The organism is Klebsiella sp. RC2, assembly GCF_014192815.1.
Taxonomy (GTDB): Bacteria; Pseudomonadota; Gammaproteobacteria; order Enterobacterales; family Enterobacteriaceae; genus Klebsiella; species Klebsiella variicola.
Genome location: NZ_JACHYL010000006.1, coordinates 158,175 through 182,213, shown reverse-complemented (window position 1 = coordinate 182,213; position 24,039 = coordinate 158,175). Strand labels below are relative to the sequence as shown.

At 57.9% G+C, this 24,039-nt stretch carries 19 protein-coding genes and 1 riboswitch; of the genes, 5 read left to right on the top strand and 14 right to left on the bottom strand.

The features are described 5' to 3' along the window. Positions 1 to 115: 115 nt before the first annotated feature. The 4 genes from polB to araB all read right to left on the bottom strand — a co-directional run bounded on the left by polB (position 116) and on the right by araB (position 6,633). Positions 116 to 2,473 carry a DNA polymerase II gene (gene polB / locus FHW76_RS19035; RefSeq protein WP_022066139.1) on the bottom strand — a complete coding sequence of 786 codons (2,358 nt, stop codon included), beginning with the start codon at positions 2,471 to 2,473 and terminating at the stop codon, positions 116 to 118. Positions 2,474 to 2,577: 104 nt separating this feature from the next. Next, a complete protein-coding gene (araD, locus tag FHW76_RS19030) occupies positions 2,578 to 3,273 on the bottom strand; it encodes an L-ribulose-5-phosphate 4-epimerase (RefSeq protein WP_012968949.1) in 696 nt (231 codons plus the stop codon). A gap of 137 nt (positions 3,274 to 3,410) precedes the next feature. Then, a complete protein-coding gene (gene araA, locus FHW76_RS19025) occupies positions 3,411 to 4,913 on the bottom strand; it encodes an L-arabinose isomerase (protein ID WP_008807461.1) in 1,503 nt (500 codons plus the stop codon). 10 nt (positions 4,914 to 4,923) lie between these two features. Further along, positions 4,924 to 6,633 (bottom strand): ribulokinase, encoded by a 1,710-nt coding sequence (araB, locus tag FHW76_RS19020; RefSeq protein ID WP_022066138.1) that lies wholly within the window; start codon positions 6,631 to 6,633, stop codon positions 4,924 to 4,926. Between the two features lie 336 nt (positions 6,634 to 6,969). Between araB and araC the strand changes: the two genes are divergently transcribed. Then, on the top strand, positions 6,970 to 7,815 hold the full coding sequence (araC, locus tag FHW76_RS19015) for an arabinose operon transcriptional regulator AraC (RefSeq protein WP_004204301.1): 846 nt from the start codon (positions 6,970 to 6,972) through the stop codon (positions 7,813 to 7,815). Between the two features lie 128 nt (positions 7,816 to 7,943). Beyond that, positions 7,944 to 8,711, top strand: a complete 768-nt coding sequence (locus tag FHW76_RS19010) for a DedA family protein (protein ID WP_008807458.1) — start codon at positions 7,944 to 7,946, stop codon at positions 8,709 to 8,711. Here the strand turns inward: FHW76_RS19010 and thiQ are convergent. The 4 genes from thiQ to sgrR form a co-directional block, all read right to left on the bottom strand. Next, positions 8,698 to 9,399: a thiamine ABC transporter ATP-binding protein ThiQ gene (thiQ, locus tag FHW76_RS19005; protein ID WP_008807457.1), complete on the bottom strand. Its 702-nt coding sequence runs from the start codon at positions 9,397 to 9,399 to the stop codon at positions 8,698 to 8,700. The genes FHW76_RS19010 and thiQ overlap by 14 nt on opposite strands. Further along, entirely contained in the window at positions 9,383 to 10,993 is a 1,611-nt protein-coding gene (gene thiP / locus FHW76_RS19000) for a thiamine/thiamine pyrophosphate ABC transporter permease ThiP (protein WP_012968945.1), read from the bottom strand. The genes thiQ and thiP overlap by 17 nt, the downstream gene beginning before the upstream one ends. After that, positions 10,969 to 11,952: a thiamine ABC transporter substrate binding subunit gene (gene thiB, locus FHW76_RS18995; RefSeq protein ID WP_038422105.1), complete on the bottom strand. Its 984-nt coding sequence runs from the start codon at positions 11,950 to 11,952 to the stop codon at positions 10,969 to 10,971. Before thiB ends, thiP begins: the two co-directional genes overlap by 25 nt. A gap of 32 nt (positions 11,953 to 11,984) precedes the next feature. Next, a riboswitch (TPP riboswitch) is annotated at positions 11,985 to 12,204 on the bottom strand. A gap of 37 nt (positions 12,205 to 12,241) precedes the next feature. After that, entirely contained in the window at positions 12,242 to 13,897 is a 1,656-nt protein-coding gene (sgrR, locus tag FHW76_RS18990) for an HTH-type transcriptional regulator SgrR (RefSeq protein WP_008807454.1), read from the bottom strand. Positions 13,898 to 13,984: 87 nt separating this feature from the next. Here sgrR and sgrT point away from each other — a divergent pair, with 87 nt between their 5' ends. Together sgrT and FHW76_RS18980 are read left to right on the top strand one after the other, a co-directional pair. Continuing rightward, positions 13,985 to 14,137, top strand: coding sequence for a glucose uptake inhibitor SgrT (gene sgrT, locus FHW76_RS18985; protein ID WP_012542866.1), 153 nt, complete (start codon positions 13,985 to 13,987; stop codon positions 14,135 to 14,137). Between the two features lie 271 nt (positions 14,138 to 14,408). Next, the gene (locus FHW76_RS18980; protein ID WP_008807453.1) at positions 14,409 to 15,593 is read left to right on the top strand and encodes a sugar efflux transporter; all 1,185 of its coding nucleotides are present in this window, start codon (positions 14,409 to 14,411) and stop codon (positions 15,591 to 15,593) included. 44 nt (positions 15,594 to 15,637) lie between these two features. Here FHW76_RS18980 and FHW76_RS18975 read toward each other — a convergent pair whose 3' ends face one another. Next, the gene (locus tag FHW76_RS18975) at positions 15,638 to 16,948 is read right to left on the bottom strand and encodes an MFS transporter (protein WP_023339586.1); all 1,311 of its coding nucleotides are present in this window, start codon (positions 16,946 to 16,948) and stop codon (positions 15,638 to 15,640) included. A gap of 231 nt (positions 16,949 to 17,179) precedes the next feature. Between FHW76_RS18975 and FHW76_RS18970 the strand changes: the two genes are divergently transcribed. Next, a complete protein-coding gene (locus FHW76_RS18970) occupies positions 17,180 to 18,076 on the top strand; it encodes a LysR family transcriptional regulator (protein WP_012542863.1) in 897 nt (298 codons plus the stop codon). A gap of 37 nt (positions 18,077 to 18,113) precedes the next feature. Here the strand turns inward: FHW76_RS18970 and aroD are convergent, their stop codons facing one another. The 5 genes from aroD to leuD form a co-directional block, all read right to left on the bottom strand. Further along, a complete protein-coding gene (gene aroD / locus FHW76_RS18965; RefSeq protein WP_012968942.1) occupies positions 18,114 to 18,869 on the bottom strand; it encodes a type I 3-dehydroquinate dehydratase in 756 nt (251 codons plus the stop codon). 30 nt (positions 18,870 to 18,899) lie between these two features. Then, on the bottom strand, positions 18,900 to 20,114 hold the full coding sequence (locus FHW76_RS18960) for an MFS transporter (RefSeq protein ID WP_012542861.1): 1,215 nt from the start codon (positions 20,112 to 20,114) through the stop codon (positions 18,900 to 18,902). A 10-nt stretch (positions 20,115 to 20,124) separates the two neighbouring features. Beyond that, positions 20,125 to 20,988: a shikimate dehydrogenase gene (locus FHW76_RS18955; protein WP_008807448.1), complete on the bottom strand. Its 864-nt coding sequence runs from the start codon at positions 20,986 to 20,988 to the stop codon at positions 20,125 to 20,127. Positions 20,989 to 20,999: 11 nt separating this feature from the next. Next, positions 21,000 to 23,033: an FAD-dependent oxidoreductase gene (locus FHW76_RS18950; protein ID WP_064166842.1), complete on the bottom strand. Its 2,034-nt coding sequence runs from the start codon at positions 23,031 to 23,033 to the stop codon at positions 21,000 to 21,002. Positions 23,034 to 23,430: 397 nt separating this feature from the next. Further along, the gene (gene leuD / locus FHW76_RS18945; RefSeq protein ID WP_008807446.1) at positions 23,431 to 24,036 is read right to left on the bottom strand and encodes a 3-isopropylmalate dehydratase small subunit; all 606 of its coding nucleotides are present in this window, start codon (positions 24,034 to 24,036) and stop codon (positions 23,431 to 23,433) included. Positions 24,037 to 24,039: the final 3 nt, after the last annotated feature.

The window sequence follows — 24,039 nt, the reverse complement described above, 5'->3', positions numbered from 1 at the left end:
AAAATTGGGGCCAGGAATGGAAAGGGCGCTATATTACTGGATGGAGGAACGTTCGTCACCTCCTCCGCACCCTTCATTTTTCGGCTTTTGTGCCTGCGGAATGAGTGAGAAAAAATTAAAATAGCCCCAGCTGTCCTGTCACTATTGTAGCAAAGTCATCGTTGACGAAGGGCAGGATCCCTTCCGCCACCGGCTGCAACTGCTTTGTTAAATAGTGATCGTAATCGAGCGGCGACTGCTGGTAATCCACCGGCTCCGGGCCGCTGGTGGTCCAGACGTATTTGATGGTGCCGCGCTGCTGATACTGCTGCGCCCGCCCAAGCTTCACGTTGTGTTCATCCGCCAGCCTCGCGGCGCGCACGTGCGGCGGCACGTTACGTTGATACTCGGCCAGCGGTCGGCGCAGGCGCTTGCGATAAACCAGCTGCTTGTCGAGTTCGCCATTCATCAGCCTGGCGATAGTCTCCCGCACATAATCCTGATACGGCTGGTTGCGGAAGATGCGCAGGTATAACTCCTGTTGAAACTGCTGGGCTAGCGGCGTCCAGTCGGTGCGTACCGTCTCCAGCCCCTTGAACACCATGCGCTGGGCATCGCCCTCCTGAATCATCCCGGCATAGCGCTTCTTGCTGCCGGTATCGGCGCCGCGGATCGTCGGCATTAAAAAGCGGCAGAAGTGGGTTTCATACTCCAGCTCCAGGGCGCTGGTCAGCTGGCTTTTACCAAGCTCCTGCGCCCACCAGGCATTGACGTCGCTGACCAGCTCGCGGCCGATCTCCGCTGCCTGTGCTTCGCTATGCGGGCGTTTCAGCCAGACGAAGGTGGAATCGGTATCGCCGTAGATAACGTCGTAGCCTTTGGCTTCAATTAGCGCTTTGGTCTGGCGCATGATCGCGTGACCGCGCATGGTAATCGACGAGGCGAGACGCGGGTCGAAGAAGCGGCAGGCGCTGGTGCCCAGCACGCCGTAGAAGGCGTTCATGATAATCTTCAGCGCCTGGGAGAGCGGCTTATTATGCTGGCGTTTGGCTTCATCGCGGCCGTGCCAGATCTGGCTGACAATGCCGGGCAGGCAGTGTTTGTCGCGCGAAAAGCGGGCGCCAAGGAAGCCCTCGATGCTGTGCTGATCATCGGGCTGCGCCAGGCCTTCCACCAGGCCGACCGGATCGATTAGAAAGGTACGAATAATCGACGGATACAGGCTTTTGTAGTCCAGCACCAGCACCGAGTCATACAGACCGGGGCGGGAGTCCATCACGTAGCCGCCGGGGCTGGCCTGCGGGGGGACGTCGCCGAGGTTCGGCGCCACGTAGCCCAGGCGGTGCATGCGTGGGAAATAGAGATGGCTGAAGGCGGCCACCGATCCGCCGTGGCGATCGGCGGGCAGACCGTTAACCGTCGCCCGTTCGAGCAGAAACGGCATGATCTCCGTTTTGTGGAAGATCCGCGTGACCAGCTCGCAATCCTGCAGGTTATAGATCGCCAGCGCCGGTTTGTCTTCATGGAAGCGGCGATCGATCTCGTCCATCCGATCCCACGGGTTGTCAATGGCTTTACCTTCACCCAGCAGTTCGCGGGCCACGGCCTCCAGTGAAAAGGAGGAGAAGTTCCAGAACGCGGATTTTAGCGCGTCGATGCCGTCGATAATTAGCCGCCCGTTGGCCTGGGCGAAAAAGACGCCGTTCTTAAAACCGTGCTCACGCCACTCCAGCTCGCTGTTGCCGCGGCCGAGACGCAGCGGGATACGATAGCGCTCGGCGTGCTTTTGCAGGACCCGCAGATCGAACTGCACCACGTTCCAGCCGATCAGCACGTCAGGGTCGTGTTCGGCAAACCAGGCGTTGAGCTTTTCCAGCAGCAGGGGACGGCTGGCGATGAAGACCAGCTCGAAGTCGACGTCTGGCGGCGTTTCCGGTTCGGGGCCCAGCATGTAGACCACCCGCTGGCCGCAGCCTTCCAGACCGATGCAGTACAGCTCGCCGTGGCGGCTGGTTTCGATATCCAGCGACACCCATTTCAGCGGCGGGCGATAGTCAGGGTTCGGTTTCATGCGCGCGTTGACCAGCTGTGAGCCGCGCGTTTCGCCTTCCACCCACACCGGGGCGGTAATAAAGCGCTCCATCAGGTAGCGCTCCGGCGGACGGATATCACCCTCGTAGACGGTGACGCCGCTGTCGCGGAGCATCTTCTCCAGACGCATCAATTGACGATGGGCGCGACAGTAAAGGCCGACAACCGGCTGACGGTGGAAATCTCTCAGGGCCAGCGGAGCGAAGCGGAAGCCTTTCTCCCCCTGCAGCAGCCGTTCAGCCTGCTCCTGCTGCGCTTCGGGGATAAAGGCAACGGACTCCTGCGGCGGGAGTGTGACCTGCAGCGGGCCGTCGTCGGTGGCCAGCCAGAAGGAGAGCTCGCTGCCCTGCGGGGTGTCCCGCCAGTGACGGGTGAGTAGAAAACCTGCTCGTGGCTGGGTCACGGGTATTCTCGCCGATAAAAAACCAGGCTTGATTATAGCCTGGTTTCATGATGGATGCTGGGGTTTTATACAGGTGTTCGGCGCTAAGGTGGCGAGCAGGGTGATTATTGGCCGTAGTAGGCTTTGGCCCCGTGCTTACGCAGATAGTGCTTATCGAGCAGCGTCTGCTGCATATCCGGCAGCTGCGGCGCCAGCTGGCGGCAGAAGATACCCATATAGGCGATCTCTTCCAGCACGATGGCGTTATGCACCGCGTCTTCGGCATTCTTACCCCAGGCAAACGGGCCGTGGGAATGCACCAGCACGCCGGGCATCTGCGCCGGGTCGATTCCCTGCTGACGGAAAGTTTCGACAATCACGTTGCCGGTTTCCCACTCATATTCGCCGTTGATCTCCGCATCGGTCATCAACCGGGTGCAGGGAACCGGGCCATAGAAATAGTCAGCGTGGGTGGTGCCGGTCGCTGGAATGGATTGCCCGGCCTGCGCCCAGATGGTGGCGTGGCGCGAATGGGTATGCACAATACCGCCCAGCGTCGGGAAGGCCTGATACAGCAGGCGATGAGTAGGGGTATCCGACGAGGGCTTCTTGTTGCCTTCCACCACCTCGCCAGTCTCCAGACTGACGACCACCATATCGTCGGCGGTCATCACGCGGTAATCCACGCCGGAGGGTTTGATAACCAGAACGCCCTGGTCGCGGTCGACGGCGCTGACGTTGCCCCAGGTTAAGGTCACCAGATTATGCTGCGGCAGCGCTAAGTTGGCTTCCAGAACCTGGCGTTTAAGATCTTCTAACATAGTGTGCTCCGAATAGCAGGCGAGTCGGGTATCCCTCACCCCGACCCTCTCCCGGCGGGAGAGGGAGAAAGGCGGCATGGCGCCCTGTCGGTATCCTCTCCCCAACGGGGAGAGGGAAAGGGTGAGGGGACGGCCTCTTAGCGTTTTGAACCGTAATACACTTCATTCCAGCGCAGCGCGTCCTTGAAGGACGGCAGACGGGTATCGTTGTCGATGACCGTCAGCTCGATATTGTGCAGCTCGGCGAACTGGCGCATATCGTCGAGGTTCAGCGCATGGCTGAAGACGGTATGGTGCGCGCCACCGGCGATGATCCAGGCTTCCGAAGCGGTACGCAGATCCGGCTGTGCTTTCCACAGGGCGTTGGCCACCGGCAGCTTCGGCAGATCGTGCGGCGTCGGGACGGTTTCAATGGTATTGACCAGCAGACGGAAGCGATCTCCCAGATCGATCAGGCTGGCGACAATCGCCGGGCCGGTCTGGGTATTGAAGATCAAACGCGCCGGATCCGCTTTGCCGCCGATACCCAGCGGCTGGACGTCGAGGATCGGTTTCTCAGCGGTAGCGATCGTCGGGCACACTTCCAGCATATGCGAACCGAGCACCAGGTCGTTGCCGTTGTCGAAGTGGTAGGTGTAATCCTCCATAAAGGAGGTGCCGCCCTGCAGACCGGTTGACATCACCTTCATGATGCGAAGCAGAGCGGCGGTTTTCCAGTCGCCTTCACCGGCAAAGCCGTAGCCCTGCTGCATCAGGCGCTGCACGGCGAGACCCGGAAGCTGTTTCAGGCCGTGGAGATCTTCAAAGGTGGTGGTAAAGGCGTGGAACCCGCCCTGCTCGAGAAAGCGTTTCATCCCCAGCTCAATGCGCGCGGCGTCCAGCACGTTCTGGCGCTTCTCGCCGTGAACCTGCGCCGCCGGGGTCAGACGGTAGCTGCTTTCATATTCATCGACCAGCGCGCTGATATCGCCGTCGCTGATGCTGTTGACCACCTGCACCAGATCGCCGACCGCCCAGGTGTTCACTGAGAAGCCAAACTTGATCTGCGCCGCGACTTTATCGCCGTCGGTCACCGCCACTTCGCGCATGTTATCGCCGAAACGGCACACTTTCAGATGGCGAGTATCCTGTTTGGAGACCGCCTGGCGCATCCAGCCGCCGATGCGCTGGTGGGCTTCTTTATCCTGCCAGTGGCCGGTGACCACGCTGTGTTGCTGGCGCATACGGGCGCCGATGAAACCGAACTCGCGGCCGCCGTGCGCGGTCTGGTTCAGGTTCATAAAGTCCATATCGATGCTGTCCCACGGCAGCGCGGCATTGTATTGCGTATGGAACTGCAGCAGCGGCTTATTGAGGATGGTCAGGCCGTTGATCCACATTTTTGCCGGCGAGAAGGTATGCAACCAGACCACTAACCCGGCGCATTTGTCATCGTAGTTGGCGTCGCGGCAGATATGGGTGATCTCGTCCGGGGTGGTGCCCAGCGGCTTAAGGACCAGTTTGCACGGCAGTTTGGCTTCCGCATTCAGGCTGTTCACCACATGTTCGGCATGCTTCGTCACCTGGCGCAGGGCTTCCGGGCCGTACAGATGTTGGCTGCCAATAACGAACCATACTTCATAGTTATCAAAAATCGTCATTTTCGTATCCTTAATGGGTGAGCGCTGCCTGAGATTGCGGGGCTTTTTCCGCCTTTGCAGCCGAAGGGAGATAGTGTTGTTCAGCGCTGACCGACCACTGCTGGTAGCGCTGATAGAGTTGTTCGAAACGTTGCGCCTGCGCCGGGCGTGGCTGCAGGGTGGTTTCCACCTGGCTTGCCATCCGCTGCTGGGCGGCGGGAATATCGTCATAGACGCCGGCGGCGACGGCGGCGAAGATAGCCGCCCCCAGCGCACAGCACTGATCGGAGGCGACAATCTGCAGCGGGCGGTTCAGCACATCGCAGCAGGCCTGCATGATGACCTGGTTTTTCCGTGCGATACCGCCGAGGGCCATCACGTTGTTAACCGGGATCCCCTGCTCGGTGAAGCACTCCATAATGGCGCGGGCGCCAAAGGCGGTGGCGGCGATGAGGCCACCGAACAGCGCCGGCGCGTCGGTCGCCAGGTTAAGATCGGTGATCACCCCTTTCAGACGCTGGTTGGCATTCGGCGTGCGGCGGCCGTTGAACCAGTCGAGCACCACCGGCAGGTGATCGAGGGACGGATTATTGGCCCAGGCTTCGGTGAGCGCCGGCAGTAACTGTTTTTGGCTGGCTTTGATTTGCTCGCGCAACGCCGGCTGCTGCTGAGCCAGTTGTTCCAGCGGCCAGCCGAGAATGCGGCCAAACCAGGCGTAAATATCGCCGAAGGCGGACTGGCCTGCCTCCATGCCGATAAAGTGCGGAACCACGCTGCCGTCAACCTGCCCGCAGATGCCTTTTACCGTGCGCTCGCCGACGCTCTCTTTATCGGCAATCAGGATGTCGCAGGTGGAGGTGCCGATGACTTTCACCAGCGCGTTAGGTTGCGCCCCGGCGCCAACGGCGCCCATATGGCAGTCGAAGGCGCCGCCGGAGATGGCCACGGTCTGCGACAGACCCAGACGCTGGGCCCACTCTGCGCTCAGCGTGCCGACCGGCACATCGGCCGTCCAGGTATCGGTGAACAGCGGCCAGGCCAGATGCTGGTTAATGATGGGATCAAGCTTATCGAAGAAGCTGGCCGGCGGCAGACCGCCCCAGCTTTCGTGCCACAGCGATTTATGTCCGGCGCTGCAGCGGCCGCGGCGCAGATCCTGCGGACGGGTGGTGCCGGAGAGCAGGGCGGGTACCCAGTCGCAAAGCTCTACCCACGAGGTGGCAGCCAGGGCGACGGCGCTATCTTCGCGGGTGACGTGAAGGATTTTGGCCCAGAACCATTCGCTGGAGTAGATACCGCCGATATAGCGCGAGTAATCCTCTTTGCCCGGCTGGTGACACAGGCGGGTGATCGCCTCGGCTTCCTCGACCGCGGTGTGATCCTTCCACAGGACAAACATGGCGTTAGGGTTGTCAGCGAATTCTTCGCGCAGCGCCAGCACGTTGCCCTCGGCATCAACGGGAGCCGGGGTTGAGCCGGTGCTGTCGACGCCAATGCCCACGACGTCGGCGCGCTGTTCGGCGCTCAGCGAAGCGAGCACGCTTTTCAGCGCTGCTTCCATGGACTCGATGTAATCTCGCGGGTGGTGGCGGAACCGGTTGTTAGCCCCATCGCAATACTGCCCTTCCCGCCAGCGCGGATACCACTCTACGCTTGCCGCCAGCTCTGCGCCGGACGCACATTCCACCGCCAGGGCGCGGACTGAGTCACTACCAAAGTCGAGGCCAATCGCAATTGCCATCTTGTTACTCCATGCAGAAATCATTCATGCAGCAACAGTAGATATCCCCGGCAAAATCCGTCAGGCCGGATTCGCTAATCTTATGGATTATTTTGCTGTCACCTCGCAAAGTGTGACGCCGTGCAAATATTCGATGTGGACTTTCCTGCCGTATTTATAGACACTTTTGTTACCCGGTATATCACGGTGGAATGCACGCTGCTGGCGCTTTTTCGCTTACCGTGCGGCTTTTTAGCGAAATTCCCACCGCCGTCGCAGTCGCGACAGGGCCGAGAGCGATAAAATGATGAATATGGACAATTGGTGTCACTAATACCTTCGGGGAGAACCACGCGTATGGCCGAAACGCAAAACGATCCGCTGCTGCCGGGCTACTCTTTTAACGCTCATCTGGTCACCGGCCTCACGCCGATTGAGGCGCAGGGATACCTGGATTTCTTTATCGACCGCCCGCTGGGCATGAAAGGCTATATTCTCAACCTGACGATCCGCGGCGAGGGTGTTATCAACAACCACGGCGAGCAGTTCGTCTGCCGGCCGGGTGATATGTTGCTGTTCCCGCCAGGGGAAATCCATCACTACGGCCGCCATCCCGACGCCAGCGAGTGGTATCACCAGTGGGTCTACTTCCGGCCACGCGCCTACTGGCACGAGTGGCTCAACTGGCCGACGATCTTCGCCCAGACCGGCTTTTTCCGTCCGGATGAACAGTGGCAGGCGCGCTTTGGCGAACTGTTCGGCCAGATCGTCGATGCCGGGCAGGGGGCGGGGCGCTATTCCGAACTGCTGGCAATAAATCTGCTGGAACAGCTGCTGCTGCGGCGCATGGAGGCGATCAACGAATCGCTGCATCCGCCGCTGGATAACCGGGTGCGCGACGCCTGCCAGTACATCAGCGACCATCTGGCGGACAGCCATTTTGATATTGCCAGCGTCGCCCAGCACGTCTGCCTGTCGCCCTCGCGTCTGTCGCACCTGTTCCGCCAGCAGTTGGGGATCAGCGTGCTCGGCTGGCGGGAAGATCAGCGCATCAGCCAGGCCAAACTGCTGCTGAGCACGACACGGATGCCGATCGCCACCGTCGGGCGCAACGTTGGCTTTGAAGATCAGCTCTATTTTTCGCGCGTATTTAAAAAATGCACTGGCGCCAGCCCGAGCGAATTCCGTGCAGGATGTGAATAAAAAGTAAAGAAAGTGAAATGATGACCCGCTTAAATATCACAGCCAGTAAACTATTAAGACAATTGGTGGCTTGACGAGGGCGCGATGGCTCCGGAGAATCCGGGCTTCGTTTTTTAACCGGGTACATTATGCAAGCATTGCTGGAACACTTTATCACCCAATCCACGGTCTACTCGTTGTTAGCCGTGATGCTGGTGGCCTTTCTCGAGTCGCTGGCGCTGGTGGGGCTTATCTTACCCGGAACGGTGATGATGGCCGGCCTTGGGGCGCTTATCGGCAGCGGTGAGGTTAACTTCTGGCAGGCGTGGCTGGCGGGGATTGTCGGCTGTCTGCTGGGCGACTGGATCTCATTCTGGCTCGGCTGGCGCTTTAAAAAGCCGCTGCACCGCTGGTCGTTTATGAAGAAAAACCGTGCCCTGCTGGAGAAGACCGAGCATGCGTTGCATCAGCACAGCATGATCACCATTCTGATCGGCCGCTTTGTTGGGCCGACGCGACCGCTGGTGCCGATGGTCGCCGGGATGCTCGATCTGCCGGTGGCGAAGTTTGTGCTACCGAATATTATCGGCTGCCTGCTCTGGCCGCCGCTCTATTTCCTGCCCGGCATTCTCGCCGGGGCGGCGATTGATATTCCGGCCGATGAAAACAGCGCCAGCTTTAAATGGCTGCTGTTGGGGGCGGCGCTGCTGGCCTGGCTGGCAGGGTGGCTGTGCTGGCGGCTGTGGCGGAGCGCGAAAACCTCAGGCGATCGCCTGACCCGCTGGCTGCCGCGCGGCCGACTACTGTGGCTGTCACCGCTGATGGTGGTGGTCGCCGCGACGGCGCTGACTCTGGTCTGCCGCCATCCGCTGATGCCGGTCTATCTGGCGATCCTGCACAAGGTTATTGCGCGCTGATGCCCATCAGATGTGAGGCGCTGCTGTTGCCGCTTAACAGCTCGGCGGTGGCGCCATCCCAGACAATCCGCCCTTCGGCGACCACTATCGAGCGCGGCGCGATGCGCGCGGCATCTTCCACGCTGTGGGAGACCATCAGCAGAGTGAGCTGCTGCTGCTCGCAGACATCGGCGACCAGGGACAGCATCTCCTGACGCAGCGCCGGGTCAAGCGCTGAGAAGGGTTCATCCAGTAACAGCACCGGCTGCTGGCGCACCAGACAGCGGGCCAGCGCCGCGCGCTGCCGCTGACCGCCGGAAAGCTCGCCCGGCAGGCGTTCCAGCAGCGCATCAATTCCCATCTGTCCGGCCATCGCCGCCACCTGCGCCTGCTCCTCGCGGCTCAGTTTCAGGCCCGGGTGGATCCCGAGGCTGATATTCTGCCGAACCGTGAGATGGTTAAACAGGTTATTCTCCTGGAACAGCATCGAGACCGGACGCTGCGCCGGCGGCGTCGCGTTATGCACCTCGCCATTGATCCGCAGGCTGCCGCTGGCGGGCGGTAGAAAACCGGCGATCAGATTCAGCAGGGTGCTCTTTCCGGCGCCGCTGGGGCCGAGCACCGCGATGCGCTCGCCGCGCGCGACGTCGAGGGTAAAGCGCATCGGCAGATGCTGGTACAGCCAGGTCACATCATTGAGTTTTAGCATCACGCCCCGGAAGTTTTTCAATCAGCGTAAATAATAAGAAACAGAGCAGCAGCAGGAGCAGGGCGGTGACGGCGCCGTCCTGGCTGCGGTAGGCGCCTATCTGCTGGTAGAGATAGAAAGGCAGGGTGCGGAACGCCTCGTTGCCGAACAGGGCCACCACGCCGAAGTCACCAATCGACAGCACGCAGGCAAAGGCGAGCGCCTGGGCCAGCGGGCGCCGGAGGGCGCGAAGCTCAACCACCCGCAGCCGCGTGAAGCCTTCAATCCCCAACGACTGGCACAGCATACTGTAGCGAGCGGTCACGTCGCGCATCGGGTTTTCCAGCACTTTGAGCGCGTAGGGGATCGCCATCAGGGCATTGGTGAAGATGACGATGCCGTCGGCGGACTCCGGCAGTCCGACGCTGTTACTGAGCAGCAGAAAAAAGCCAGTGGCCAGCACAATCCCCGGCATGGCAAGGATTAACATGCCGCTCAGCTCCATCGCCTGCCCGGCCAGCGGCCGCTGGCGGGCGCGCAGCTCCCGGCTGCTCCACAGCAGCATCATCGTCAGGGTTACGCTCAACAGCCCGGCGGCGATGGCGATGCGCAGAGAGGTACTCAATGCCTGCCAGAGCGCCGGCTGCGCCAGCACGTTCAGCATGTTGCGGTTGATCCCGTCGACGATGACCGCCAGCAGCGGCGGGAGCAGCAGCAGCAGGGCGGCGCCGATCAAGAGTCCGTCGCTCAGGCGGCTATGCAGACGATCGTCAGGGTCGCGCCAGCCGCGGACATGGCTGACGCCGATAGCCACCGCTTTACTGAGGCGCTGGCTGAGCAGCACCAGCGCGAGGCAGCAAAGCATCTGGATCAGCGCCAGCATTGCCGCGCGCGCCGGATCGTAGTCAAAGCTCAGCGCCTGGTAGATAGCCAGCTCAATCGTGGTGGCCTTCGGGCCGCCGCCCAGCGACAGCACGGTGGCGAAGCTGGCGAAGCAGAGCATAAAAATCAGCGCAGCGACGGCGGGAATGTGGCGGCGCATCCACGGCCATTCGACGAGGCGGAAGAAGGCATAGCCGCGCATGCCAAGCTGGGCGGCAATTTGCCGCTGTTCACCAGGGATACTCTCCAGCGCCTGCAGCAGCAGGCGGGTGGCCATCGGCATATTGAAAAAGACGTGCGCCAGCAGGATGCCCTGCAGACCGTAGGGCGAGAAATCCCACTGCCAGCCGAGCGCGTGAAACAGCGAGGCCAGCCAGCCCTGGCGGCCATAGACGCTGAGGATGCCGAACACCGCCACCAGCACCGGCAGGATCAGGGTCATCGCGCACAGGCGCAGCAGCAGTGTGCGGCCCGGGAAGCGACGCCGGTAAAGGGCGCGGGCGAGAAAGATGGCCGGCACCACCGAGAACAGCGCTGACAGCGACGCCTGCCAGAAGGAGAAGCGCACCACGTGCCACAGGTAGCTATCGCTGAAGACCGATTGCCAGCCCGCGCCGGGGGCGCTAAACCACAGCGCCAGAAACGCCGCCAGCGCGACGGCGCAGAGCAGGGTGGCGGCAAAAAGGCCCGGCAATAGCCCGCGAAGGTTTAGCGGCTGACGGCGCGTTGCCATGCGCTAATCCAGGTCTGACGCTCGCTGGCGACCTGCTGCGGGGTAAACGCCAGGGTGGTCTGCGGCTTCACCAGGGTATCAAACCCGGCCGGCAGCGCGACCTGAGTCACCGGATACATCCAGTTCCCGGTGGGGATGGCGTTCTGGAAGCCAGGCGAGACCATAAATTTGAGGAACTTCTCCGCCAGTTCCGGCTGCTTGCTGGCGGCGGTACGCGCGGCAACTTCGACCTGCAGATAATGGCCTTCAGCGAAGCTCGCCGCCGCATAGTTGTCTTTCTTCTCTTCAATAATGTGGTAAGCCGGCGAGGTGGTGTAGCTTAAGACCAGGTCGCTTTCCCCTTTCAGGAACAGACCGTAGGCTTCACTCCAGCCCTTGGTGACGGTGATCGTTTTCGCCGCCAGCTTCTGCCAGGCCTCGGGCGCTTTATCGCCATAGACCTTTTGCATCCACAGCAGCAGGCCCAGCCCCGGGGTGCTGGTGCGGGGATCTTCGTAGATGACGCGCCATTTCTGCGGGCTCTCAACCAGCTCTTTCAGGCTTTTCGGCGGGTTAGCCAGTTTATTTTTGTCATAGACGAAGGCGAAATAGCCGTAATCGTAGGGGACAAAGGTGTCATTATCCCATCCGCCTGGCACGCTGACCGCGCTGGCAGGTACGTGGCTTTTGGCGAACAGTTTACTCTGCGCCGCGGCTTCCAGCAGGTTGTTATCCAGGCCAAGCACGATGTCGGCCTTGCTGTTCTTGCCTTCCATGCGCAGGCGATTCAGTAGCGAAACGCCATCTTCCAGGGCGACGAACTTCAGTTCGCAGCCGCAGTCCGCTTCAAAGGCTTTTTTGACCGCCGGGCCGGGGCCCCAGTCGGCAGAGAAGGAGTCATAGGTATAGACGGTGAGGACAGGCTTAGCCAGAGCGGGCATGGCGACCAGCGCCAGCAGCGGGAGTAATTTTTTCAACACTTTGCACCTCAGAAAAAAGGGGTGGCAAAGGATTTTGAGTGAGCCTCAAATCCCTTCGCCGGCGTTATCCGGATCAGGTTCGACGGGTATTTTCTCAGCCCATACGCTTCATCCTTCAAGCCGCATCTGCGTTAGCTTCGCGCGTTCACCCCTGTCACATAGTTATCTATGCTCCAGGGGATTCACCCGCTTGCTGCCGTGATGCAACTTGAATGATATTGCGTATGTTTATTAGCACCCCGTTGAGAACGGCCTTAGTGTAATGATTTTGTCAGATGACGGAAAGCGCTTACGGCTCCGGCGGCGCAAACCACGCGGATTTAAAGTCGAACCAGCCGAGGGTGTTCATCCGTACGCCGCGCATACTGCGCTGCCCCTGAATCATCAGCCAGTGGTGGATCAGCGGCACGATATGTTGCCCGGCCAGCAGCCGCTGGCTCCAGGTGGCCGGATTAAACTCTCCCGCGCGCCAGCGGCAGGCGTCTGCCTGCCAGTCAATGGGGATGCAGCGCTGAATGAGCGGGACTTCGTACAGATAGGCGAAGAGTGAGAATTCGATCGGTAAGGTGAAGTTAACGCTGTTAAGCCAGATATCGCTGACCACCTCGCCGCGATGCCAGGCATCATACTCCAGCTCCTGGATCTCCAGTTTTACCTGATGCGCTGCCAGCAGGTCGCGCATAATCCCGCCGATCACCCGATGTTCGACGTGATCGCGGTAATAGGTGAGGGTGACGGTCTCCAGCCCCGCCGGCTTCTCGCAGGCGTGGTTGCTGGCGTGATGCCAGCGCGGCAGCAGGCCGTAGGCGGGAAACCAGTTGCCCTGGTAGTGTTCGCCCGCATGGTAGAGCAGGTTGGCGGGCTGAAACAGATAGCTTAACCAGCGACGCACCGCGTCGTTGGCCCCCAGCGGGCTTCGCGAGTCGAACAGCAGGTAATAGCAGCCCTCTTCCAGGCGACTCTCCACCGCTTTTTCGCTTTCGGTATTGCCCTGCAGCGTCAGGCCGCCATTGGGCTCTTCACTAATTTCCGGCAGCACCCAGACGTTCACCTCATCGATCAGCGCCCGGTAGCCAAAATAGTCTTCAAAGGCATGGATCTTGAGCTGGTTCTGATTGTTACGCACCACAGCATAAGGGCCGGTGCCGACCGGCATGGAGGAAAAGTGGTTCATGGTCTGCCACTCCTGCGGCAGCACCATCGCCGGCACCTGGCCCAGCAGCCAGGGCAGCCAGCGGTCGGGCTGGCGCAGATGAATATCCAGGGTCCAGGCGGTGGGCGATTCGATGCGTTCGATATGTGAATAGAGCGGCAGGGCATTGCTGCGCTGCAGAGAGGCGATCACATCCGCCATCTCCAGCTCACGGCCGTGGTGAAAATGGATGCCCGGGCGGAGGAAAAAGCGCCAGTGGGTGGGGGTCAGCTGCTGCCAATGGTGGGCAATATCGGCTTCCAGTTCCCCATTTTCCTCATTTACCCGCGTCAGGGCGCTGAAAATTTGCCGGGCAATATGCGTTTCCGAACGCCGCAGCGCACTGCCGGGCAGTAAATTCTTCATCGGACGATAGTAGAGCACGCGCAGGATATGGCGTCCCTGGCGAAAGCTGCGGCCAAGATGAGAGATCAGCATCTGGCGGACGGCGGCCTTATCGCCGACCAGCTGCACCAGCTGATCGATGCGATCCTGCTCGAGGAGATCTTCGGCACGCTGCTGCTGCAGGGCGAGGCCGGTATAGAGAAAGGTTAGCCGCGAACGCTTGCCGCGGCCTGCCTCCGCCTCCCAGGCCAGCCAGCCGCGGGACTCCATCATATTGAGCAGGGTGCGCATATGGCGACGCGAGCAGCTCAGCATTTCCGCCAGCTCGTTGAGGGTGGTCTCCTGCGACTTGCCGTCGCAGCACTGCCATAAGCGGATGAACTGTTGTTGCAGACGGCTGGAAGACATAAAAGGGGAACTCCTGCGCAAAACTCAGCAATTTATTACTCCCCATATTAAGCCAATAATGAATCCCGATGAAGCGAGGAGGTGAATATGATGAGGTCTACCGCAAAATCGTTCTACCAGCGCTATTTTTCTGCGACGCAGGATGCGTCCTGGCTGGCCCGCCTGATGGCAGGACGACAACAGGAAATCCTGGGAGAACTGATGCAGTGGGGAGTGACGTCAAAGGCCTCTGATCATTGACTTGCAGACATCATGTGTGACTGAGTATTGGTGTTATACTCGTCGTTTTTCACGCTGCAGGGGCGTTGGCCGCGACCGCTCGTTTCGCTGTCGATGCGCTCAGGGTCTGACGTTCTGGCCACGCTCACCCTTTCAGGGCCAGCACAAGCGCTGTGCAAAACGGTTAACCGTTTTGTCCTGCAACATGAAACCCATAGAGTATAGAATCACCCGCCAGCAGAAATCCTCTGCTGGCTTTTTTCGTTTACTTCGCGTGTGTTAAGGACATTCCATGCTGTGGTTGATGACGATGGGACGACGGCTAAACGGCGTGTATGCCGCCTTTATGCTGGTTGCTTTTATGATGGGCGTGGCGGGCGCGTTGCAGGCGCCGACGTTGAGTTTGTTTCTCAGCCGCGAAGTAGGGGCGCAGCCGTTCTGGGTGGGCCTGTTCTACACGGTAAATGCCATTGCCGGGATCCTGGTGAGTCTGGCGTTGGCTAAGCGCTCTGATAGCCGCGGCGATCGGCGGCGGTTAATTATGCTCTGCTGCCTGATGGCGGTGGGCAATGCGCTGCTGTTTGCCTTCAACCGTCACTACCTGACGTTAATTACCTGCGGGGTGATGCTGGCGTCCATCGCCAATGCCGCCATGCCGCAGCTCTTCGCCCTGGCCCGGGAGTATGCCGACAGCTCGGCGCGGGAAGTGGTGATGTTCAGCTCGATCATGCGCGCCCAGCTGTCGCTGGCGTGGGTGATTGGCCCGCCGCTGGCCTTTATGCTGGCCCTCAATTATGGCTTTACCACCATGTTTTCCATTGCGGCGGGCATCTTTGTGATTAGTCTGGCGCTGATTGCCATTAAACTGCCCTCGGTCCCGCGGGTGGAACAGCCTTCGGAAGAGGCGGCAGCTCTGGTGCAGGCCGGCGGCTGGCAGGATAAGAACGTGCGCATGCTGTTTATCGCCTCCACGCTGATGTGGACCTGCAACACGATGTATATCATTGATATGCCGCTGTGGATCAGTAACGATCTCGGTCTTCCCGACAGCCTTGCCGGGATCCTGATGGGCACCGCCGCCGGACTGGAAATACCGGCGATGATCCTCGCCGGTTACTACGTGAAGCGCTTTGGTAAACGTAAAATGATGGTGGCGGCGGTCGCGGCCGGTGTGCTGTTTTATGCCGGGTTGATTCTGTTTCATGGCCGTACGGCGCTGCTGGCCCTGCAGCTATTTAACGCGGTCTTTATCGGTATTATCGCCGGGATCGGTATGCTGTGGTTCCAGGACTTAATGCCGGGTCGGGCGGGGGCGGCGACCACCCTGTTCACCAACAGTATTTCCACCGGCGTGATCCTCGCCGGCGTGATGCAGGGGGCGCTGTCGCAAAGTTATGGCCACGCCAGCGTCTACTGGACAATCGCCGCGATTTCGCTGGTGACACTGTTTTTGACCAGCAGGGTGAAGGATATCTGACAATCTGCCTTGCCCCGGCGAGCCGCGTCGCCGGGGCAAGCTGACTACTCCAGGACGATACGCTTGATATCGCCGATGATAAAAATGTAGGCAATCACGCCGATCAGCGCCGTCAGGCCGACATAGATCAGCGCGTAAAAGAAATTACCCGTTGCGGAGATAATCACGCCAATTATCAGTGGCGCAATAATAGATGCCATATTGGCGCAAAAGTTAAATATGCCGCCGGTGAGGCCTGCCATATTTTCCGGGGCAATATCAGAAATTAAGGTCCAGCCCAGACCGACCATCCCCTGGCCAAAAAATGCCACCGACATAATAATGATAACGGTGCTGTTAGCGCTTACCCAGTTCGCCGCAATAATACAGCTGGACAGTAGTAAACCGGAAATTATTGGTAACTTTCGACTGATGTTGACGGAGCCGGTTCGCTTCAGCAACCGGTCCGAGATCCAGCCGCCGAAGAGGATGCCGATCGCGGCGGCGAGGAAGGGCCAGGTGGCGAAAAATCCGACGTGAAGCCAGGGAAGATGGCGCTCGTTGGCAAGATAACTGGGAAACCACGTCAGGAAAAACACCAGCGTGGTGTTCCCGGCGAACTGGCCCAGACTGGCGCCTACGATCTGACGACAGCCCAGCAGACGCCTGGCGTCACGCCAGTTAAATGGAACGTTCTGGATTTTATTGTTAATGTTGTTTGCGCCGATGTAATCCAGCTCTGCTTTATTAGCCGTGCGTGATTCATGCGGTTCGTGATAAAAACGCCACCACACCAACGTAAATAAAATACCTAATCCGCCGGTGAGAAAAAACAGCGTTCTCCAGCCATGGTGTTCGAGGATTAAAAATAACAGCGGCGAGAAAGCGGCCAGCCCTATATATTCGCCAACTGTATATGTTGCCGTCGCCCGCGCGCGCTCATGCTGGGGAAACCAGGTGCTGACGATGCGACTGTTGGCCGGAAAGCAGGGCGCTTCGCTGACGCCAAGCCCCAGGCGCAGGAGGAGCAGGGTTTTCAGCCCGAGGGTAAAACTTTGCAGCAGAGTAAACAGCGACCAGAAGAAAATAGACAGGGTATAGGTGAGCTTGTTACCAAAACGGTCTAAAAATACCCCGCCAGGGATCTGCGCCAGCGCATAGGTCCAGGCAAAGGCGGAGAAAATGATGCCCATCATCGCTGGATCGATATGAATTTCCTGGGTTAATTGTGGGGCGACAATACCCAGGATGGTGCGATCGAGATAATTGATCATCGTTCCGACGGACAACAGCAGTAAAATAACTATCCGAACGCGGCTTCTTTTTTTCGTCCCCGATGAGGAAGTGAGGACTTCCTGAGAGTTTGACATACTCATAGCGAGTTCCTTTAAAGTTTAAAATATTTTTGCATATATTCGCACATGCAAAAACATCTCCAGGAACTATAGATAGTATCTATGAATGGCAACGCTTTGTTGCACATTCATACGCTTCACAAAAGAATATTTGATGTAACGCCGATATTTACCCGCTCTCGCACATTATTGGTGGCTTGCATGGTATATTAGCGTCAGTGCATTTATTCTTATATTATACGGGCAAAAATAATGAACCTAAAGCAACTTTATTATTTTAAACGTCTGTCTGAAACCGAACATTACACCGAAGCCGCCTCCAGTCTGTGCATCACCCAGCCCTCGCTAAGCCATGCGATATCGGAGCTGGAGAAGGAGTTAGGGGTCGCGCTGTTCGCCAGACAGGGACGGAACGTTAAAATTACGCAAAACGGCAAGCGTTTTTTGCCGTATGTCGAAGATGCGCTGGCCTCGCTGGAGAATGGCCGGATGACATTACAAAAAAATGGCGCCGAGAATAAAGAGAATATTCGCATCGCCTTTATTTACACGATGGGCGAATATGTTGTTCCGCAGTTAATTAATCAATATTCTCTTTCACCTGAATGTCACAACGTTACTTTTTCTTTTACTCAGGGGACATCGCTGACCCTATTGCAGGAGCTGAAAGCTGGCAAAGTCGATCTGGCGATTTGCTCTTATATTGCGGATGAGCCGGATATCGATTTTATTCCTGTTATTCAGCAGGAGCTGGTGGTGGTCACGGCGAAGGATCATCCGTTGGCCCGCCTGTATGAACATGAGGTCGATCTGGTAGAGACGATTCATTATCCCTATATCTATTTTTCAGAGAATAGCGGTTTACGTCCATTTATCGATAATGTGTTTATGCAGCAAAAGCTGGTGCCGGAGATCGCCTGCTACGTGGATGAGGATACCGCGATGGCCGGGCTGGTCAGTATTGACTATGGGATCGCGATTATGCCGCGGATCTCCGCGCTCTCCTATTACAACGTTCACATCCTGAAGATTAAAAACACCATCCCCCCACGCTATATCTATCTGGCGACAATGAAAGATCGGTTACTTTCCCCGGCGCTACAGTCATTTAAAAATGTGGTTATCCACGACAGCCAGAATCTCTGTTAGCGGATGGCCCGGAGATCGCCTCCGGGCCATTCGGGCATCAGGAGAGAATATCCATCACTTCACGTAGTTTGGCGATGGCGATCTGTCCTGGCGCAGAAGCCTGTCCTACGGTACCGAAGGTCATCGCCGAGCCGAATAAGCGCCCGGTAACCCGGCTAACGCCACCGGATTTGCCCATCGACATGGTAATCAGCGGGCGAGTGGCATATTTTTCTTTCATGGTCAGCGTAGCGGCAAGCAAGGTCAGAACGTCCTGCGGCGACTGCGGCATCACCGCGATCTTCGGCAGGTCGGCGCCCAGATCCTGCATGCGGCGCAGGCGATAGATAATATCTTCCTGAGCGGGAGTCTTGTGGAAATCATGGTTACTCATGATCACCTTGACGCCCGCGGCATGCGCATCGTCAACCAGCGCGCGGATCTGCGCTTCATCATTGAATAGCTCGATATCGATAACATCAACCAGTCCGCTGCGCGCGGCTTCGCGATTGAGCGCGAAGTACGCTTCGTCGCTGATCTCGGTTTCGCCACCTTCTTTCTTGCTGCGGAAGGTGAACAGCAGCGGGAGCGCTTTCAGCGCGCCACGGATTTCCGCCAGCGCGGCCATCACCTGGGTCATGTCTCTGACCTGGGTAAAGTGGTCAACGCGCCATTCGATAATATCGGCGCCGGCATCGACCAGACCATGGGCGTTACCCAGTATCTCATCGAGGGTTTTGCCGATCAGCGGTACACAAATGAGGGTTTCCCCTTCCTGAAAGGTGATGTTCTTTACGGTTACTGCATTTGTCATGTAGGTATCCATTATTGTTCGCGTTGAACCTCAGGCGGTGACTGCGGTGCGGGACACTTTTTGCGCCGCCCGAGCCTGCAGTTGACGATAGCCGATGTACAGGGCGATCACAAAGCCGATCACGGCGATTGCAAAATCAAACCACATAATGCTGGCAATACTGATCTGCGAAAGCTTTGCGGTGATCAGGGGGATCGTGAAGCTGGCGATACTGCCGGCGGTGTAGAAGATCCCGGTTGCTTTGCCTTTTCCGTTCGGGAAACTCATTGCCATGATTGTTGCTCCCAACTGCAGTACCCCGCCGGCGGCGGCAAAGCCGATGATAAAGGCGAAGCCGGTGACCATCATCGGCGTCGGGAACAGGCACACCAGCAGCAGCGAAATCATCGACAGGCCAGTATAGATGATCATGGCGATGGCTGAGCTGAACACCTCTTTGACGAAGGCGGCGGTCACGAAGACGCAGACCAGCGAACCGACGGTATAGATGCTAAGCAGTTTAATCGCCGAGGCGTAGGGCAGGCCGACCACGAATTGACCGTACTGCGCCAGCCACTGACTGACCAGATAGAAGGTTGCCATGCCAATGTAGCCGTACAGGGTGAAGATCACCATATCCAGCTTATTAGCCTGCGGCCGGGCAGTTGCTTCCGCCTGCGCCGTAGGGGCCTCCTCTTTTTTCGCCGACTGGCTATCCGGGAATGGCATTTTGAGCAGGTAGATGCCGCTCAGGACAAACAGTCCCGCCGCAATGACGAACGACCAGCCGAACCACAGATTCGCCCAGATCAGGAAGCTGATAATGAATGGCAGCAGGAACTGTCCGGCGGAAACGAAGGCTTTGATCAGCACGTTGGCCCGGCTGGCGGAGTGCGGGAAAGACTCCATTAGCGCCGGATAGGTTCCGGAGTCGAGGAAGCTATTCGCCAGGCCCGCCATAATGCCGAAGACGTAGGCCAGATAGATATTTTTAGTCAGCAGGATGCCGACGAAGAAGATCAGATAGCTGAGGATCCCCAGATAAATAAAAGGCTTACGGCCAAAGCGATCCGACAAAAAGCCGGTCACAATGGTCGCCAGCTTGCCGATACCTAACGAGGAGATAACGATGGATACGCCAGCAGCGTCTGTTCCCCACTGTTCCTGAAGATGGGCCATGTTGAGGGTGATTAAGAGCACCCCCATGCCGTGAATCAGGTAGTTGAGATACAGCCCTGCCGCAGTAGGGATGTATTTATTTTTCATCATTCGCCTCTTAGAACAGAATGCTCTTGATGTAATCAACCGGCATCTGTTTACCCGTCCAGATTTCGAACGCGCGCGCGCCTTGCCACAGCATCATCCCCAGACCGTTCAGGGTGCGGCAACCTTTTTTCTCCGCCACTTCCAGCAGGTGGGTTTTACGCGGGTTGTAGACGACGTCAGAGACGATCAGATCCGGGCGCAGGAAGCTGTCGTTCGGCAGCAACATTTGGCCTTCGAACGGCTTCATGCCAACGCCGGTGGCATTGGTCAGGATCACGCTGCTGTCGATTTCGGCGCGCAGCTTGTCATGATCGTCGAGATCGAACAGATGGATCTCGCAGTTGGTGTTGTTGCGGATCTTAGCTACCGTTTCTTCGGCGTTGGCGAAGAATTTATCGCGGCGGTTAAAGATGGAGATTGCCTTCACGCCATCCAGCGCCGCCTGGACGCAGAGGGCGGTCGCCGCGCCGCCGGCGCCGAGCACGGTCATCTTCTTGCCGATGATATCGATACCCGCTTCGCTAAGGGCGCGCATATAGCCGGTGCCGTCGGTGATATGCCCGGTCAGTACGCCATCGTCGTTGACCACGGTGTTGACCGCCCCGACCAGCTGCGCCGCCGGCGACAGCTTATCGAGATACTGGCAAATTTCGGTTTTGTTCGGCATAGAGACATTAAAGCCGCGCAGCTTCATTGCCCGAAAGCCCTGCACAACGTCCTTCAGCTCCTGATTACCGACTTCAAAAGCCAGATAAACATAGTCCAGCCCGAGATGGGCGAAAGCCTCGTTATGCATGGTGGGTGACATGCTGTGGCGAATCGGGGTGGCGATCAGGCCAATCAGCTCAGTGTGTCCAGTAATACGTTCTGCCATGACAAAAATCCTCAATAAGTTAGAAAGGGAATTCGTTGTGCTTCGCGACTGCCCAGCGCACCCATGTCTTCCAGGGTATCCAGCACGTTGCGGCCTTCGCGGATGCCGTCGATAATGCGCCGCGCCATCAGGCTGTCGCCGATATTCATGATTTTGACGTTATTGGCATTGGCCCAGCGCTCGATCTCGTCGAGACCCGTCCGGTTGGCGCGCATCCCCAGGCAGACAAAGCCGTAGTCAAAGGGGATATCGAAGGTTTGCTGTGTATTTTTCACCCGGAAATGGTCGGCAGCGACTGCCATCAGTTGGGTATTCATGTGCTGTTCGACCTGGTGCTCGTCGAGCATGGTCAACATGGCATTTTTGGTAATGATGTCGAGGTCGCGACCGGCGGCGTCCTGCATTTCGATTAATACCGCCTGCGCGCCGCGCGCCGTAAAGTATTCGATAACGTCGAGGCCAACGGCGCCTGCGCCGACGACGGCGATACGTTTACCCTCGATATCGGTAAATTTCGCCAGGTTGTCGATCATGCCGGTAATGGAAAAGACTTTGCCGTCCGCGGTATCAATGTTTTCCCGCAAGCCCTCAATGGGCGGCAGCAGCGGCGTTGAGCCGGTGGCGTTGACAATCAGATGCGGATGTAGGGCGGAAACTGAGGCCACGTCGGCACATTTGCCGACCTGCAGCATCAGGTTGTCCAGCGAGGCGATGCGATTTTTCATAAACTGCGGGAAATCGGCGATACGCTTTTTCTCCGGCAGACGGGAGATATCGCTGGCGAGGCCGCCGACGTGGTTTTTCGCCTCCAGCAGCCAGGTATGGCAACCGACTTCCGCCGCCGTGCAGGCGGCTTCCATCCCGGCGGTGCCAGCGCCGATGACCACCACGTTCGTTTCGCGACTGACGCGGCGCATTTTGTAGGCATCGCCGTGGATGATGTCCGGGTTAATCGAACAGCGCAGCGGGCGCGAGCGGGCGATACGATGGTCAGCGCAACCGATATTGCAGGAGATGCATTTGCGCATCAGGCGCTCTTTACCGCCTTGCACCTTCTGCACCCACTCCGGCTCGGCAATCAGGCCGCGGCCAATGGCAATAAGGTCGGCATCGCCGCTGGCGAGAATATCCTCGGCCACCTGTGGTGAGCGAATATTGCCGGCGATGACCGTGGGCTTATGGAATTTATCGCGCACCGCGCGGGAGAGGTAGCGCTTCCAGCCATCCTCCAGCGACATCTGATCGATTTGCAGATTCAGGTTGTCATTCTGCGCCGCAGAGACGTTGATGATATCGACCTTATCCTGGCAGAGTTCAAGGATGCGCAGGGAATCTTCGAGGGTATTGCCCCCCTTGAGGAAGTCGTCGGCGCTGATGCGCAGGCTGACCGGAAAACGCGGCCCCACGCAGGCGCGCACTTTATCGATAATCAGACTTAATATCCGGGTGCGGTTTTCGACGCTGCCGCCAAATTCATCGGTGCGCTTATTAAATAATGGCGATAAAAACTGGCTAATTAAATAGGAATGACCGGCATGAATTTCGACGCTGTCAAAACCCGCACGACGAACGCGCTCCGCGGCATCACCAAACTTTTCAACGGCATGATAAATTTCCTCATGCGTCATTGGGCGTGGAATATTTCCGTGCTTTTTCGAGGGCGTCGTGGAGGAAGAGAGTGGCGTCTGACCGTCAAGGCGGTAGGCGTACGCCGAAGCGCCAGCATGATTTAACTGAATGGATACGCAGGCGCCATGTTTATGCAGGGTCTCGGTTAATTTAAACAGCCGCGGAATATATTGATCGTTATCGATGCGTAACTGCGTGGTGCCGTTGGAAGCAAAGGGAAAATCAATACAGATGTTTTCGATGGTGATAAGTCCGGTGCCGCCTTTGGCCCGCAGTTCATAGTATTCCAGCTGTTCCTGCGACACCTCGCCGTTGAGCGTGGCCATATTGGTGCCCATAGGGGGCATGATAATGCGGTTTTTTAGCGTCATGCCGTTGATGGTCAACGGACTGAAAAGGTGCGGATAGTGGCTCATCTCTTCTCTCCACAGGAGGCCGGGAGGCCGATATGCGGGGGCCCGGGCGTGTCCTTAGTTAATATTTCTCTGTGGGCAAAGATAGCGAGGGGAAAAATCGAAAAATAATGTTTTTTTTTGTTCTGAGCTATAGGGGTTCTCTATGAGATTAACGCTTCTTTCACATTCTTATATTTTTATATTAAACACTCGTGCCTTATTTTTACTTGCAGTGAAGGGATAATACATAAACAACGAAGAGGAAGAGAAGGAAAGCGGAATGATTCTTCTTTATGGTGTGGGGCAGGGTGGGGTCAAGGCCTGACAATCAGCGAATCAATATTGGTTTTTGTGCGTGAGATCGCAATTTCCGCCGCGATAAAATTAAAAAGCCCGGTCAAATGACCGGGCCCGAAGGTTAATTCATAAACGCCGGCAGCTTGCGTTCATAGTCGGAAATCGCCTCTCCGTGCTGCAGCGTCAGGCCGATGCTATCCAGGCCGTTGAGCATACAGTGGCGGCGGAAGTCGTCGATCTTAAAGCTGTAGGTTTTATCCCCAGCTTTAACCACCTGCGCTTCCAGATCCACTTCAAACGTCATGCCCGGGTTGGCCTGCACCAGCTTGAACAGCTCGTCGACCTGCTCGTCGCTCAGGGTCACCGGCAGCAGCTGGTTATTGAAGCTGTTGCCGTAAAAGATATCGGCAAAGCTTGGCGCAATCACGACCTTAAAGCCGTAATCGGTCAACGCCCACGGCGCGTGCTCGCGCGAGGAGCCGCAGCCGAAGTTTTCACGTGCCAGCAGGATTGACGCCCCTTTGTATTGCGGGAAATTCAGCACAAAATCCGGGTTCGGCTGCTGGCCTTTATCGTCGAGAAAGCGCCAGTCGTTAAACAGGTGGGCGCCGAAGCCGGTGCGAGTCACTTTCTGCAAAAACTGCTTGGGAATAATCGCGTCGGTATCGACGTTTGCAGCATCCAGCGGAACCACCAGGCCGGTATGTTGGGTAAATTTCTCTGCCATGAT

Excerpts from the sequence above, each read along its gene's own strand:
- aroD (WP_012968942.1), bottom strand. The coding sequence starts at position 18,869 with ATGACAAATGCAGTAACCGTAAAGAACATCACCTTTCAGGAAGGGGAA.
- FHW76_RS18975 (WP_023339586.1), bottom strand. The coding sequence starts at position 16,948 with ATGAGTATGTCAAACTCTCAGGAAGTCCTCACTTCCTCATCGGGGACG.
- leuD (WP_008807446.1), bottom strand. The coding sequence starts at position 24,036 with ATGGCAGAGAAATTTACCCAACATACCGGCCTGGTGGTTCCGCTGGAT.
- FHW76_RS18980 (WP_008807453.1), top strand. The coding sequence starts at position 14,409 with ATGCTGTGGTTGATGACGATGGGACGACGGCTAAACGGCGTGTATGCC.
- araC (WP_004204301.1), top strand. The coding sequence starts at position 6,970 with ATGGCCGAAACGCAAAACGATCCGCTGCTGCCGGGCTACTCTTTTAAC.
- araD (WP_012968949.1), bottom strand. The coding sequence starts at position 3,273 with ATGTTAGAAGATCTTAAACGCCAGGTTCTGGAAGCCAACTTAGCGCTG.
- thiQ (WP_008807457.1), bottom strand. The coding sequence starts at position 9,399 with ATGCTAAAACTCAATGATGTGACCTGGCTGTACCAGCATCTGCCGATG.
- sgrT (WP_012542866.1), top strand. The coding sequence starts at position 13,985 with ATGATGAGGTCTACCGCAAAATCGTTCTACCAGCGCTATTTTTCTGCG.
- araB (WP_022066138.1), bottom strand. The coding sequence starts at position 6,633 with ATGGCAATTGCGATTGGCCTCGACTTTGGTAGTGACTCAGTCCGCGCC.
- sgrR (WP_008807454.1), bottom strand. The coding sequence starts at position 13,897 with ATGTCTTCCAGCCGTCTGCAACAACAGTTCATCCGCTTATGGCAGTGC.
- thiP (WP_012968945.1), bottom strand. The coding sequence starts at position 10,993 with ATGGCAACGCGCCGTCAGCCGCTAAACCTTCGCGGGCTATTGCCGGGC.
- araA (WP_008807461.1), bottom strand. The coding sequence starts at position 4,913 with ATGACGATTTTTGATAACTATGAAGTATGGTTCGTTATTGGCAGCCAA.
- FHW76_RS18950 (WP_064166842.1), bottom strand. The coding sequence starts at position 23,033 with ATGAGCCACTATCCGCACCTTTTCAGTCCGTTGACCATCAACGGCATG.
- FHW76_RS18955 (WP_008807448.1), bottom strand. The coding sequence starts at position 20,988 with ATGGCAGAACGTATTACTGGACACACTGAGCTGATTGGCCTGATCGCC.
- FHW76_RS18960 (WP_012542861.1), bottom strand. The coding sequence starts at position 20,114 with ATGAAAAATAAATACATCCCTACTGCGGCAGGGCTGTATCTCAACTAC.
- FHW76_RS18970 (WP_012542863.1), top strand. The coding sequence starts at position 17,180 with ATGAACCTAAAGCAACTTTATTATTTTAAACGTCTGTCTGAAACCGAA.
- FHW76_RS19010 (WP_008807458.1), top strand. The coding sequence starts at position 7,944 with ATGCAAGCATTGCTGGAACACTTTATCACCCAATCCACGGTCTACTCG.